11 protein-coding genes and 1 riboswitch are annotated in these 14,472 nt (G+C 41.6%); of the genes, 3 read left to right on the forward strand and 8 right to left on the reverse strand.

What is annotated here, in order from left to right:
- Positions 1 to 166: 166 nt before the first annotated feature.
- A complete protein-coding gene (locus tag ACLFKQ_RS09930) occupies positions 167 to 1,093 on the reverse strand; it encodes an RluA family pseudouridine synthase (RefSeq protein ID WP_449000326.1) in 927 nt (308 codons plus the stop codon).
- Between the two features lie 190 nt (positions 1,094 to 1,283).
- On the opposite strand from ACLFKQ_RS09930, the gene ACLFKQ_RS09935 reads away from it, so the two are divergent.
- Positions 1,284 to 1,979: a Mo-dependent nitrogenase C-terminal domain-containing protein gene (locus ACLFKQ_RS09935; protein WP_448999667.1), complete on the forward strand. Its 696-nt coding sequence runs from the start codon at positions 1,284 to 1,286 to the stop codon at positions 1,977 to 1,979.
- Between the two features lie 388 nt (positions 1,980 to 2,367).
- Positions 2,368 to 2,525, forward strand: a riboswitch (cyclic di-AMP (ydaO/yuaA leader).
- Between the two features lie 568 nt (positions 2,526 to 3,093).
- A complete protein-coding gene (locus tag ACLFKQ_RS09940; RefSeq protein ID WP_448999668.1) occupies positions 3,094 to 5,127 on the forward strand; it encodes a cation:proton antiporter domain-containing protein in 2,034 nt (677 codons plus the stop codon).
- Between the two features lie 7 nt (positions 5,128 to 5,134).
- Here ACLFKQ_RS09940 and mrdA read toward each other — a convergent pair whose 3' ends face one another.
- The 4 genes from mrdA to rsmH form a co-directional block, all read right to left on the reverse strand.
- A complete protein-coding gene (gene mrdA / locus ACLFKQ_RS09945) occupies positions 5,135 to 6,907 on the reverse strand; it encodes a penicillin-binding protein 2 (RefSeq protein WP_448999669.1) in 1,773 nt (590 codons plus the stop codon).
- A gap of 216 nt (positions 6,908 to 7,123) precedes the next feature.
- On the reverse strand, positions 7,124 to 8,119 hold the full coding sequence (locus ACLFKQ_RS09950; RefSeq protein WP_448999670.1) for a hypothetical protein: 996 nt from the start codon (positions 8,117 to 8,119) through the stop codon (positions 7,124 to 7,126).
- A 298-nt stretch (positions 8,120 to 8,417) separates the two neighbouring features.
- On the reverse strand, positions 8,418 to 9,371 hold the full coding sequence (locus ACLFKQ_RS09955; protein ID WP_448999671.1) for a glycosyltransferase family 9 protein: 954 nt from the start codon (positions 9,369 to 9,371) through the stop codon (positions 8,418 to 8,420).
- Positions 9,372 to 9,535: 164 nt separating this feature from the next.
- Positions 9,536 to 10,405, reverse strand: coding sequence for a 16S rRNA (cytosine(1402)-N(4))-methyltransferase RsmH (gene rsmH / locus ACLFKQ_RS09960; RefSeq protein WP_448999672.1), 870 nt, complete (start codon positions 10,403 to 10,405; stop codon positions 9,536 to 9,538).
- A 177-nt stretch (positions 10,406 to 10,582) separates the two neighbouring features.
- Here rsmH and ACLFKQ_RS09965 point away from each other — a divergent pair, with 177 nt between their 5' ends.
- Positions 10,583 to 10,774: a hypothetical protein gene (locus ACLFKQ_RS09965; RefSeq protein ID WP_448999673.1), complete on the forward strand. Its 192-nt coding sequence runs from the start codon at positions 10,583 to 10,585 to the stop codon at positions 10,772 to 10,774.
- 141 nt (positions 10,775 to 10,915) lie between these two features.
- Here ACLFKQ_RS09965 and ACLFKQ_RS09970 read toward each other — a convergent pair whose 3' ends face one another.
- The 3 genes from ACLFKQ_RS09970 to ACLFKQ_RS09980 all read right to left on the reverse strand — a co-directional run bounded on the left by ACLFKQ_RS09970 (position 10,916) and on the right by ACLFKQ_RS09980 (position 14,373).
- Complete coding sequence (locus ACLFKQ_RS09970; protein ID WP_448999674.1) at positions 10,916 to 11,197, reverse strand: hypothetical protein; 282 nt, start codon at positions 11,195 to 11,197, stop codon at positions 10,916 to 10,918.
- 45 nt (positions 11,198 to 11,242) lie between these two features.
- Positions 11,243 to 11,893, reverse strand: coding sequence for a uracil phosphoribosyltransferase (gene upp / locus ACLFKQ_RS09975; protein WP_448999675.1), 651 nt, complete (start codon positions 11,891 to 11,893; stop codon positions 11,243 to 11,245).
- A gap of 254 nt (positions 11,894 to 12,147) precedes the next feature.
- Positions 12,148 to 14,373 carry a GumC family protein gene (locus tag ACLFKQ_RS09980; protein ID WP_448999676.1) on the reverse strand — a complete coding sequence of 742 codons (2,226 nt, stop codon included), beginning with the start codon at positions 14,371 to 14,373 and terminating at the stop codon, positions 12,148 to 12,150.
- Positions 14,374 to 14,472 lie beyond the last annotated feature (99 nt).

Here is a 14,472-nt window from a genome sequence, read left to right on the forward strand (position 1 = left end):
CAGCTAGAGAGATTGGAGATTAGCAGAGTAGTTTGGCATTAAAGCTAGATTGCGTTGTTAATTTGCGATCTCTCTTGGGTTAAGGAATTCTAAATAGTTGTAGGTAGACCCAAAAACTATAAAACTTATTGTCTGTGACCTGCTGCCTTTTAGCTTCCCTCAAGATCTACTTATTTATTCTGTTTCGCAGCACCTTTAACAGCTTGACAAATTCTGCGGGTAAAGGGGCGATCGCTTCAATTAACTCCCCCGATACTGGATGCACTAGACTGAGTTGACGGGCGTGGAGAGCCTGACCGGATAAATTGACCTTAATACCGCGACCAGAACTGTATAAAGGGTCGCCGACGATAGGATGTCCTGTATGGCTACAGTGAACTCGAATTTGATGAGTACGTCCCGTTGCTAAACAAAATTGCATTAAGGTGTAGTTGCCCAATCTTTCGAGAATTTTCCAGTGAGTGGTTGCAGCTCTACCGCCGCCATCTAAAGGAACTACAGCCATTTTTTTTCGGTCTACAGGATGACGACCAATAGGCAAGTCGATCGTCCCCTCGTTCGCTGTAAAGGAACCACAAACTATTCCCCAATATTCTCGGACTGCAGTCTTGGCTTGAATTTGACTTCGTAAATCTTGATGGACGCGATCGCTTTTAGCCACGACAATTGCTCCGGTGGTGTCTTTATCGAGTCTATGTACGATACCTGGGCGTTCTACTCCCCCAATTCCCGCCAGGCGATCGCAGCGAGCCAATAAAGCATGAACCAGGGTGCCTGTAGGATGTCCTGGTGCGGGATGGACTACTAAACCAGCAGGCTTATTAATAATAATTAGATGCTCGTCTTCATAGAGAACATCTAAAGGAATAGTTTCTGGGGTTAGATTTAGCGGTTGTGGTGGGGGAATGGTTAGTTTTAGGCGATCGCCAGTAACTAACTTAGTTTTTTTGCTGGTACATACTTTACCGTTGAGGTCAATCTTGCCTTCCTCAATGAGTTTTTGTAGGCGCGAGCGAGAAAGATCGGGTAGTTGTTGCGACAGCCAGCGATCGAGGCGATCGCCCCTTGCTACTTGTAAATTAATTTCTTGAATAATAGTTGGTACATTAAACTCTACTGTTCCTATGTTTCCATTTTAGAGAAAATGGGGAGGGAAATAACCGAACTGAAAACTAAGCTACCTAGGACAAACTAGAGTTTACAATAAATAATGTTATTAAAACTTTCTTAAAAGAGCTCATTTACATTCGAATTAGCTAAATATCAAAATTCAATCAATTCTGATGATCGACACTACAAAATCTATTTACACCGATAGTCAAATCTCTGCTTGGCTACGAGGTTTATATACAGTAGCTTGGGCAGATGGAAATTACGACCCAGAAGAAGAAGAATTAATCGCCCAATTGACCAAAGAATTAGCCGAAATTGACGATATAGACGGTCTCAAGCCAATTAATCCCCAGGAATTGGCAACTGCTTTGGGAAAAGAATCCGAAACCGCGGAAAACTTTCTCAGAACCGCTGTACTGGTAGCTGTCGCCGACGGGGTTTATTCTACTCCCGAATACAAACTGCTCTATCAGTTTAGTGAGGCTTTAGAAATTAAAGTAGAGGCACTCAAATCTCTAGAACAAACCCTCTATCATCCAGAATCGCAAACAAGCTCCACTGCATCTCCTTTATCTCCACCTTCTCACGATAGATCGAAAAGTCGTCCAGATTTACTCCATCCCGTTAAAGACTGGCTAGACGACATGGAAATCAAAGATCCCCGTCTAGCTCGTTTCGTGTGTAAGGTAATTCCGCCTCAATGTCCTTTTGAGAGAGACATTAATCTTTTTGGGCGTACCATCGCTCATATCCCGCCGTTGTGCAAATTAAACCCACTTTACGAACAATTTACAACTTTACGCTTTCGTTCACTATCGTATTTAGCAGATGAATGCGGTGAAGATATTAGTGAATACATTCAGTGAGTAAGGCAAGATAAACGATGTCTAGCGTTGCTGAATCAAGGTACGATAATTGACACCAAAGTAAGAAGTAGGAAGAAAGAAGTAAGAAGGCAAAAACTTTTCTCTTCTTGCTTCAAACTTCCAGGCTCGAACTTTTCTTATCGTTACAAAACGCAAGTTTAGTTGAAATTTCTACTGTCTGTTTACTTTTTTAAAGGTTTGTAGCCAGTGCCTCTGTTAGAGGATGATTGCCATAAAGCAACCCTACTTATAGCTACAATTTTATACTACATAAAAATTTTATAATAATACTAAAATTATTTTTTAGAATGAGTTAACATTTTGCTTAGACAAAGTGTATTTTTTTTTGAATCAAAGATTTAATCTTGGAGCATCGGTCAGCTTAATCTAGCGAACTTTGCCCGATCGAAGGTTGGCTAGAGCGGAGGATCCAAAATTCGGGGCGCACTTCTTATCTTTATATTTAGTGTCTTAAATAGAAGTAAGAAGGGGAGATCTCTCAATCCTAGCCCTTCAGCTAACTTCGTCAGCTTTGAGAGAAGACTGAAGAGGGAACATTTGCCTGCAATGTCTAACTCGACGGAATTCTCAACGATACCAGTTTATTTCAAACGGTCTGCTTTTTGAGTGGAGACATGGCAAATGAAATATTTATTTAATTCGATCGCTTTTAATACTATTAGGAGAGCGATCGAATATCCAGCAACAGTAAATAAAAATAAAAGGGTCAATTCTTCCCATTTTAAGGTTCTTAGCAGCAATAGTATTTTGATGCTTTGCGATCTCATTGCTATTTTGAGATCGATGCCAAATCTTTCAGAACGTCAATTCGACGAAAGATTTTTCAGAGACAATTTGAGGAAATGGAGTAATTGTTAGAACGAAAAATATACCTTTTCCCTTTCTCCTTTACCCTTTAACCATCTACACCATTCAAGTTTCAGAATTTATCGAACTGACGTTTTCAGAGGTACTGGTAGAAAGTTGTAACTTTTCTACTCAGCAGGTTTGTGAAAATTTGAGTGGGATCTAGAGTGAGGCATATCCAACCAGCGACTCGAGCAATGCCACGAGCAGGTAAGTGCTCGATATTTAAATCCTTGGAAGAGAAACTATGGAAACAATTACTGCTGCTATACGAGAACCAATTGTTACCTTTGCGTTACTTTTGGCTGTAATTTTGCTAGTGCCTCCTGTATTTGAAAAACTGCGGTTACCTGGATTAGTGGGATTGCTAGCAGCAGGAGTCGTATTGGGCTCTAGCGGACTGGGCTTTCTCAACAGTAAGTCGGAAACTATGGTACTGCTTTCAGACATTGGTAAGATTTACCTCATGTTCGTAGCGGGACTAGAAATCGATTTAGAGCAGTTCCGCAGAACTAAAAATCGCTCTCTTGGTTTTGGGGCGGCAACTTTTGCCATACCTTTAATCGCAGGAATTTTAGTCGGACGCTGGTTTGATTTTGGCTGGAATACCTCGGTGTTAATCGGTTCGTTGTTAGCTTCTCATACATTGCTGGCTTACCCAATTGTCCAACGGTTAGGAGTGGTCAAAGATGAAGCAGTCACCGTTACTATAGGAGCGACAATTTTTACTGATATCGGTGCTTTGCTAATGCTAGCAATTTGTATAGGAGTCAATCAAGGTAATTTTACTGCTTTTGACTTGGCAAAGCTATTTATATCTTTGATTATCTACGCTTCGGTAGTCTTATTTGGCTTGGATAGTTTAGGCAGAGCATTTTTTCGTCGCTCGAAACAGGGGGGGAATCAGTTTCTCTTCGTGCTTCTCGCCGTATTTCTCTCCTCTGTAACTGCCGAATTAATTGGGATTGAAAAAATTGTCGGTGCCTTTTTGGCAGGATTGGCGGTTAACGATGTGGTTGGCGAAGGTGCAGTAAAAGAAAAAACTGAGTTTTTTGGGTCGGTTTTGTTTATCCCGATCTTTTTCGTGCAGATGGGATTGCTGCTCGATCTCCAGGCTTTTGAAGATATCTTTCGCTCGGTCGGTATTCCTCTGTCAATTTTGGCTGTTTTAATCGTCAGTAAGTTTTTAGCCGCATATGTAGCTAAGATACTTTATCGCTACAGTTGGCAGCAAACTTTGACTATGTGGTCGCTATCTTTGCCTCAAGTGGCCGCTACTCTAGCTGCAGCTTTAGTCGGGTTTCAAGCCCAAATTATTAACGAAAGAGTTTTCAATAGCGTTATCTTGCTCATGCTGGTGACCGCAGTTGCAGGACCGTTAATTACGGCTCGGGCTGCCGAAAGGCTAACTTTTACTTCAGATAGCGATCCCGAATCTGAAGCAGATAGTTTGTCTGGCAACGTCGAATCGGTGCGAGTAGTCGTCCCCGTCTACAATCCTCAGACACAGCGTTACTTATTAGAATTAGCATCTTTACTAGTTCAAGGTGAAAAAGGTGAAATTATTACTCTAGCGATCGCCAAAGCGCAAGCTCGTCTCGACTCTCCTCAATTAGATAAAGCGGTCGAACGCAGTCAAAAACTGCTGACTCAAGCCAGAGAGATTGGCGAAGAATTAAATACTACCGTCAGATCGGAACTGAGAATTGATTATGATGTAGCTCAGAGTATCAGTCATACTAGCCGTGAAGTCAATGCCAATCTAATTCTTCTCGGTTTTGGATCTCGTAATATGCTTCAATATCGATTGTTTGGCTCGATCGCCGACAGCGTGTTGTGGTCGGCTCACTGCTCGGTTGCCGTAGCGCGTTTACTAGACTCACCATTGAAAATCAAACGAATTTTAGTTCCCATAGAAAATATGTCATCTGAGGGACTGCATCCACTGGGTTTAGCACAAAAACTAGCTACAACCCCAGGAAAGGAAATAACCCTACTCCACGTTTGTTCTTCGGGAACTTCTAAAGAGCGCAGAGAGAGACTGTATAGTCAATTACAGCAATTAGCTACTCGTTTTTCTGGCGAAACCACTGTAGATGTTAGAGTAACCGCTCAGAATTTCTATGTTATGGCAATTTTGAATGCCAGCCAAAACCAACAACTGGTAATATTGCGATCGCAACGTCAGCGTATTGGTGCCGATGGTTTGGCGTTAAATGCTGCCACTAAACCCCTATTGGAAAGTTTGAAGTGTTCGGTAATTTTGTTAGGAGAACCCTAGATTTGTCTTACTCTTGGAAATAAGCTTCCATAACTTGACGTACCAATGGTGCAGCCATAGAACTACCACCACCACCAGAGTGTTCGGCAAAAGCCACTACGACAATTTCTGGTTTGTCAAAGGGCGCAAAACCCCCGAACCAAGCATGAGATTCTCTCGGAGGAGCTTCTGCCGTACCACTTTTTCCGGCTATGGGAGGTAATTCTGGGACGTTAAGTCTACTTCCCGTACCGTTAGTTATCACTGCTCTCAAACCTTTTCTCAGGGTGGATATGGTTTCTGGCTGAAGATTCAAGCTTACTTTTTGCTGTTGGTAAATTGGATTGTCGGCTTGTAACAAATGTGGCTGCACTTTATAGCCGCCATTAGCAACTGCGGCAAACATTACCGCCACTTGTAATGGAGTTGCTAGAGTAAAACCTTGTCCGATGGACATATTTACGGTATCTCCTACAGTCCAACCCCAATCTTTAAAGTTACGGCGTTTCCAAGCATCATCTGCAATCAACCCAGGGGTTTCTCCATTGATTTCTATGCCGGTTTTTTCTCCAAAACCATATAGCCGTGCCCATTTAATCAAAGTTTCACCACCGACTCCTCGCCCGATTTGACCGTGAAAAGTATTGCTACTCCAAGCCAAAGCCGTCACATAACCAATCGTACCAAAGCCCGCTTTATTCCACTCGCCAAATCTCGTTCCTCCTACGGATAAATAAGCACCAGTGTACAACAAAGTATTAGAAGGATATTTACCAGATTCTATTCCTGCTGTAGCGGTGACAATTTTAAAAGTAGAAGCGGGGGGGAAGCCCCGTAAAGCTAGATTTAAGAAAGGATTGCCTTGAGCTTGTAATTCTTGCCAAATTTCAGGCGTAACGCGAGAGGAAAAAATATTAGGATCGAAACTAGGATAGCTAGCCATTGCTAATACTGCACCATTATTAGGATCTAGAGCGACGATCGCCCCTTTTTGCGTTCCTAGGGCAGCTTCAGCAGCTTGCTGCACTTTGGCATCAACTGTAAGAGTAATATCTCGTCCCGATCTAGCAGGACGTTCTCCTAAAAAGCTTAAGACACTTCCCGTTCCGTCGACTTCTAATTTTAAGCCGCCCCATTCGCCTCTGAGCAAGTGTTCGTAGGCAGCTTCTACTCCCATTTTACCCGTCACATCTCCCAGACGATAACCTTCTGGCTTCTTGAGGGCTAGTTCTTCTCGATCTAGTTCTCCGGTATAACCTAGAATATGAGCGGCTAGATTTTTCTGGGGATAATAGCGTACTTTGTCGATATCCACTTCTACCCACTGTAATTGAGGACGATATTCCTCGATCGCCGTTACTTGGGCGGGGCTAAGATTGCGAGCGATAGGAATTAAGCTAGGATAGTTGTAACCTGCGCTCTCTACTCGTTGCTGTAGCTCTGAAGCGGGAATTGCTAAGATTTGGGCGAGCAGTGCTTTAATCTCCAACCAATTTTCCTGTTTTTGTGCTTTAGGCCACAAATAAGCTGAGTGAGATAAGCGAGTTGTGGCTAAAATTTTTCCCTGACGGTCTAAAATACTACCTCTTACGGGAGGTTTGGGAACGATCCGAATGCGATTATTTTCAGCTTTAGCTAAGTTGATTTTTCCTCGATCTAGTTGCAAATAGCTCAAACGCCAACCAATACCGCCAAACAGTAGTAAGCTAATTGCTAAAATAATTGAAAGCGATTGATATTGTTTACCGACAGTAAGGCTATTTTCTCGCTCTTTTTTAGAATAAGAACCAATAGATGTCATATTAGAGTATCTAATAAATTTTGGGTGACGGCAAACGGTAACCTGAAAGATAAATTTTGCTAGCGAAGATTTATGCTATTTTCTACCCGCCTAACCTAACCCAAGTAAGCATTTAATTTGTTTAATAAACCATTTCATATATATAAGTTCAATTTTACTCAATATATTTCTCAATCGTCTTCTCTGAGTAAAGTCCTGGGGGACAATTGACTGCTATTAGAGGTTTCTAAACGGATCTAAGCTGGTCTTTTCTAATTTCTCGCTAAAAAAACTCAGTAACTCGGTTAAACTGGTGTCTGTTTTGGTTGGCGTTAACCGTTCGATTTGACGAACGTTTTCTAAAGTTAGATGTTTAAACACTCGATGCCGCAGAATATCTTGGGCGCGAGTGCTAAATCCAGCAATTTCTCGTGGAAAACGAGAGTATCTTTCTTTAGCGAAATTGACCATAAACCGAGTCATTTCGACCAGTCTAAATTTGGTTACCTGCTCTAAATCATTAGTAAGATCGGCAAGTTCGCGATTTAAAATTAACCTGACTAGATCGGGATTATCTTCTAACAGAATCAATACTCCTTCTTGAAGATAAGATTCGATGCCATCTATTCCCAAGGTACCGAGATCGGCTAGAGCAATAATTTGAGCTACTATCGAGTTGTTATCAATCGAATTGTAAAGGTATGGTTGATAAATCGAATATTCTGAAAAACTATAGTCTGTCTTACCAGCTAGGGGATCTCGTTCGCAAATAGTAGCGGAGATCGACTCTTGAATGGTTTCTAGATCGGAACTAGTAAATCTTACCGAATTGGGGACTTTCCAAGTTGATAATTTTCGATCTAAGTCCTGGATATATTTAATTAATTTGGCTATGGTTTTTGTTTCGCTAACTCCTACGGGGCGTTTTCTCGAAGTATGCAGTTGGCTCGACTCGATAAAGTTTTGTACCATATCATGGGCGATGGCACAAAGCTCGAGCAGGTTGTTAAGTCTACTATAGTCTAACGATTTTCTCTCTTCTTTTAAAACTGGTTCTATTGCCCCAAATATAAAATTAGCCCTACGTTTGACTGCTAATGCATGAGCTACAGTGTGATAGTAAAGCTGTTTGTTGACTGTCTCACTTGCGATTTGCTCTAAAGCATATCGTTCTACCAATCGAACCGTTTCTGCAAAGGTATTTGGTATTTTTCGCTCGGCATTGTCGACCATCAACAAAAGATTGGTTGAAATATTAGCAAAACAACAAGAGTCGAGGTAATATAGCGGTTTTTAAATTGATGAACTACACTTCGGTTAAAATCAATTTCGAATGCTCGCCTACCGACAAACTACACAACAGAAATTTTGGTTTGGGAACAAACTCGTACGTACTTTGTATATTTGAAATAAGTTATATAACAACTTTAAATTATACCTAAAAAATAAAAATAATCAACGATTGAGTAGTAGTAAAGAACGAAAATCGACATAATAGGGCGTAAGAAACACGCCCTAAATATATTCATAACTAACCTTGCCACATTTGTTTGAGAACTGTTTGTGGTTCGATATCCCCTATTTTGCCGCTAGATGAGTGAATAGCAATGCAGTTTTCGCTGGAGGGGGATAAATACTTAAGAGCTTCTTCCTCTCCTAGCAAGGCAACGGTATAAGTACCTACTGCTATGGCTAACTGCATGGGAGTACTATTGGTACATAAAATTACATTTGCTCCAGCAATAATGGCTGCTAGTTTTCCGATATCTCGTGGGGCGATCGCCATGAGGTTTTTACCCATAGACATCATCGACGTATTCCATTCTGAGTTTTCTGCGGTTTGCAGTAGTACTGCAGGTAAACCGGCGGCTTTGTGTTGAATATTTTCAATTATTTGCTGCCAACTTGCTAAAGGATAAGTATCCTCATCCCCTGAAATACCTACGTCTTCACCATAAATCAAAATATAACCGCTATCTTTGATGTTCAAACGCTGTTGCTCGGTTTCGGCCCAATCAATATCTTCTTTTGGTACGTTGATTTTTAGCGGAGGACAAGGGGTGTCGATCTGCAATCCTCGCAGCAAATCGTGATACATATGGGGCAAGTAGCCGTCGGGTTTGGGAACCACGGGATTAGAGAGATAAAAAGAAGAATTTCCCTGATAGCCAACCCGCGTGGGAATACCATTAAGCCACATTATCAGCTCTACTACCCACGCAGTACCCAAACTCAGAGAGGCATCGTATTCGCGATCGCGAATAATTCCTAGCAAGTTGAGATAATCGGCAAGACTGCTTCGGTCTCGATAGTCAAATATTAGAACATTGTCTACATTTTTGCAGACTCGATAAGCGGCTTTAGCGCGAGGTTCGACTAAAACGTCAATTGCGGCTTGAGGATATTGCTGTCTTAGAGTTTGCAAGGTTGGAAAAAAAAGAAGTTGATTGCCGACTCCACCGGGAACGAGGGCTATAATTCGCATTTTTAACAAGAACGCCTAAACCTTATTATTTTTAGCGCACCTTACTCCGCTTGCACCAAACGTAGCATTAGTTCGCTTCGTCAATTTTAAGTGAAGATAGAGCTAAACTAACTTATTTTTAAGGTAAATATCGTAAATACACTTACCAAATTCTACGTTAGTAACTAACTACTACTAATCCGTCGAGCAAATCGCAACTTAGCCGAGCGCGCTCGCGGATTTAATTTTCGTTCTTCATCTCCAGCCACGATTGGCTTTTTAGTAAGCACTTGAAATAACTCGCGCTCGCGATAGCCATGTTTGACAATCCGATCTTCTAAGCTGTGAAAGCTAATAATACCGATGATTCCTCCAGGTTTGAGCCAAGTCTGCGCTTTGTCGAGTAAACGCTCTAAAGATTGAAGTTCTTGATTGACTTCAATTCGCAAGGCTTGGAAGGTACGAGTAGCAGGATGAATTCTGCCATAACGATATTTACTGGGTACGGCATAGGCGATCGCTGCGGCTAATTCAGTCGTGGTTTGAAAAGGACGGGTGCTGACAATCCGTTTGGCAATGCGTCGGGAAAATCTTTCTTCTCCATACTGATAGATTAAATCGGCAAGAGCTACTTCTGTCCAATGATTGACAATTTCTGCTGCACTAAGAGTCTGGGAGCGATCCATTCGCATATCTAAAGGAGCGCTGTGGCGAAAACTAAATCCTCTTTGGGGAACATCGAGCTGAGGCGAGCTAACTCCGAGATCGGCAAAGATGCCATCGAATGATAAATCTTCGGGCTGGTAGTCGGCAAAATTTCCCTGCCAAAACTCCAGCTGTTGGGGGTAATAGTGGGACAATCTGTTTTTGGCTGCGGCGACCGCGATTTCGTCTCGATCTATGGCTACTATTTTTATTGCTTTGCCAGTATCTAGAAGGGCTTGACTGTGCCCTCCTCCGCCTACTGTAGCATCTAAATATTTTCCGTGAGGAACAATTTCCAATCCAGCAATTAGCTCTCGACTCAGCACAGATTGATGATTAAAATTTGTCATTACTATCTGTACTAATGGTTGCGCTTTTCAATTCTGAATTAAGTTTTTATAAACTTAGTCATTAAAAATACTAAATTAATTACGATCTGAGGTTAAAATTATAGTATAAAGCAGCAAAGGTTTTTACAACCAACCGCTTTTTTGACGCTCGTAAAGTTGAATTAACTAACTTCATATATGGAATTAAGCCAGCGTCCCAGTAAAGCTGACGATTCCCCCGCTCATAGGTGGGCTGGAATATTGGGAACAATAGTCGCGGTAATTACTTTAACTTTACCGCTTGTAATGATTGCTTACTATTCTCCTTTCAGTAGCAATGCACAACCCGTGCCGAATAGGATTCAATCTTTTCCCAGAGATTTAAATTAATATGAGCTAACTCAAGTTTCTCTACAACACAACTATTATTTTTATTTTTGAATTGGCTCTAGTCATTTGTTCTAGTCTTCTGACTCGCCAACTACTAGTTGCTGGTAATTTTTTGGCTGCTTTGAATTGAGTAATAAAATCTCAATCTGCTTCGGAAATATTACTATTGACAGTTCCTAACTGTTGGCGAATGTCATCAATTGCTAGATTTAGCTGGGCAATTTTATCCTCTAAGCCCTGACGAGCTAGTTCGATATTTTCTTCGGTGTTGAATTGAGCTTTTCCTTCTTGTAATACCGAATTATTATCTTGGGGTAATTGCTCTTTACGGGTTGCGAGTATGGTTCCTAAGATTCCTCCCACTACTCCTCCGACAATCGAACCGAGGACAAACCCACTGCCAAAACCATTACGTTGACTCATAATTTTTTTTACCTACTCATTTGAACGACCTAAAATACTAAAATACTACGTACCAAAAGCGCGATCGCCTGCATCTCCGAGACCTGGGACAATATAGCCTTTGCTATTAAGACCTTCATCAATAATAGCGGTATAGATCTCTAGTTTAGGATAATGTTCGCCGAGTTTTTTTAAAGCCGGAGGTGCAGCAACAATAGAAACAATGCGAACTAAATCTGCTCGAACTCCTCGACTAGTTATTTCCTGCATTGCTAGCATAATCGAGCCTCCCGTGGCTAACATCGGTTCGAGAATTAAAATTCTCGTCTGTGGTGAAAACTGAACGGGTAATCTATTTAAGTAGCAAGTGGGTTCTAAAGTTTCCTCATTACGAGCTAAACCCAGATGATAGATGGCTGCCAGAGGTAAGATGTTTTGGGCTCCATCTAACAATACTAAACCCGCTCTCAAAATTGGCACTACGCCGATGGGAATTTCGGGATTGACATAAGTGGCGCTACATTCAGTTAAGGGAGTTTGTACCATGGTTTTGAGAGTAGGCAACCAAGTTCTAGTCGCTTCATAAGTTAACCAACGCCCTAACTCGGTCATCGCGCTCTTAAACAGTACTGATGGGGTATTAGCATCGCGAGCAACTGCAAGCCAGTGCTCGATCAAAGGATGCTCGGGAACGTAAACGCGAAGTTGTAAAGTCATAGAGATCTATTTTTAAACCCAATCAGAGACCTCAGTTTTTTGCTCTCAGGCAAAATTGACTCGGCTATTATAGTCATTTCAAATAACAATGGAACACTTTTTCGGCTAAACCACTCTCATAGCAATAAATAGTTGTCTCAATCTAAATTGAAATGACTATAGTTCGAAAACTGAGACCGGAGCGACCGATTTAGTTAACCACAATCTGTTTTCTAAGCAGAGCGATCTCTGACCAATAATACCTCGTTTGAGGTCTAGATTCTAGCTCGACTAAGATTATCCTTTTTGGTGTTGTCCCTGACGTTATTAAAATAACGCTTGCCATAGCGAGCGTGGTAGGAATAGCGGTCGAATTCATTGGACTTAACGCCATTAATCACCATACCAAAAACTTTTTGTCCTGTAGCTTCTAAGGTTTCTAGAGCCATATCGGCACTCTCGCGATCGACTATTCCCGGTCTAGTAATAAACAAAATACCGTCAACTAACTTGCTTAGAGTAAGCACGTCTGCCGTTACGGGTAGGGGGGGGGCATCAATAACAATCGTGTCATATTCTCTTCGAGCATTAGCAACTAAATGTTCCATTTCTGAAGAATCAATTAAAGCTAGAGGATTAGAGCTAATTTTTCCCGTGGCAAGTACTTCTAGTTTTGCCATGGGTCGCGACACTGCTGTAACTAACTCTCGTTCGCCAGCTAAAATTTCTCGCAGACCGATTCGTCCGTCAATTTCCCATAAATGAGGTTGGGAAGGTCGCCGTAAATCTCCATCGATCAGTAGCACTTTGCGTCCTAGTTGAGCCATTGCTGCAGCTAAGTTGGCAGAAACCGTAGATTTACCTTCTTCGGGTACCGAGCTGGTAACCAACATTACTTTTGGAGCTTTTTTGACAGTGAGAAATTTTAAGTTGGCCTGAATCATCCGATAGACTTCGCTGCTGTAGGAATCAGGTTCTTCGCGAACGATAATTCCACCACGACCGTACATCGGATCGATACGAGTTATGCCCAAAACGTTGAAGGGAAATTTTTTCTTGATTTCGGCCACACTTTTGAGACTGCGATCCTGCATCTCCAGAAAAATTACCGACAGATTAGACAAAAATGCGCCCAAGATTACTCCTGATGCCAATAAAAGTAGCTGTCCCGAACTTCCGGTACGGGGAACTGCCGCTAGCTCTACTATTTCAGCATTACCGCTCTGTTGATTTTCAGCTAGTTCGACTTCCTGCAGGCTATCGAGTAAATTAGTGTAGGTTTTAGCCGATGTCTCTACCTGACGCAGTAGTTCTTGTTCTCTTTTTTCTAGACGAGGTAACTGTTTGGCTCTCTGTAAATAAGCTTGTTGATACTCGTATAGTGCGCTAACTTGTCTTTGCAGACTCAGTTCTTCAATTTTTAAATTAATAAAGGTTTCTAACTGATTTTCTTTGAGCTCGCTTCCTGGAAACACACCTTGAGAGACATTTACTCCCTGACCGACACTTTGAGCGATTAGCCCCTGCAGTTGATTGTTAAGGCTAGCTTTTTTTTCTTCTAAGCTAGCGATACGGGGATGATTATCTTTAAATCTTTGTCTTTCTTGAGCTAGTTGAGTTTCTGTTTTTGTCAACTGGTCGAGAATACTAGTGACCACAGGAGAACTTCCTAACTGATCGATGGCGATCGCTTGTTCGAGATTCAAGCCCAACTGACTCTGTAAGGCAGATGCCTGAGACTGAACTCCTTGTAGCTGAGAACCAGAAGTCGAGATCTGCTGATTGAGAGTACTCAAGTCTGCCACTAAATTCTTTTTCTCTTCTTTAATATCGACAATATTGTTCTTCGAGCGAAAATTTTCTAGTTGTGATTCGGCTTGGGATACTTTAGTTTCAACGTTGGGTAGCTGCTGATTGATAAATTCTTTGGCCGTAGCGGGTTCTGATTGATTGTTACGAATTTGCTCTCGAACGTAAACGTCCATGAGAGTATTAACTACATCTGAAGCTTGTTTGGGGTCGGGATCTCTATAGCTAATATCAACCACATCGCTACCCCCAATTAGATCGATCTTGAGCTTTTTTTCTAAATCTTGAGGGTCTACTGGTTCTCCTTCATCGTCTTTGAGTTTCAACTTGTCAATCACCTGTTGTAGCACTGGCTCGGAGGTAATAACTTCTATCTGAGTGCTGAGGGGAGTCTGGTTAAGTAGTAAAGGTTCTAAAGTTCCTACATTTTCTCCTACCACACCGGTTAAAGCTGCGGCGCTGTTCTGTTTGAAGAGCAATTTTCCTTCAGCTTGATAGGATTTTCTTTGTAAGAAGCTTAAGATGACTGCCGCTCCTATAGTAAGCAGAAAGATTGCCAGAGCAGGTTTCCAACGGCGTTTTACTTTGAGAAAATATTCGGTCAGATTTAAGTCTATAGAGTCTGAAGACTGGTGGGATTTACCGTTGAGGGAATTGTTGACATTAGGCTCTTGAAAATTATTGCTTGACATAGTCCAATAAATTTAGAACTTTTGAATATTTTAGTTTTTGTTTGCAGTCTTTTAGTATTGATACTGACATTTTTGTTGGGTTATATCATTTATTACCGA

It is taken from the genome of Myxosarcina sp. GI1(2024) (assembly GCF_053543375.1).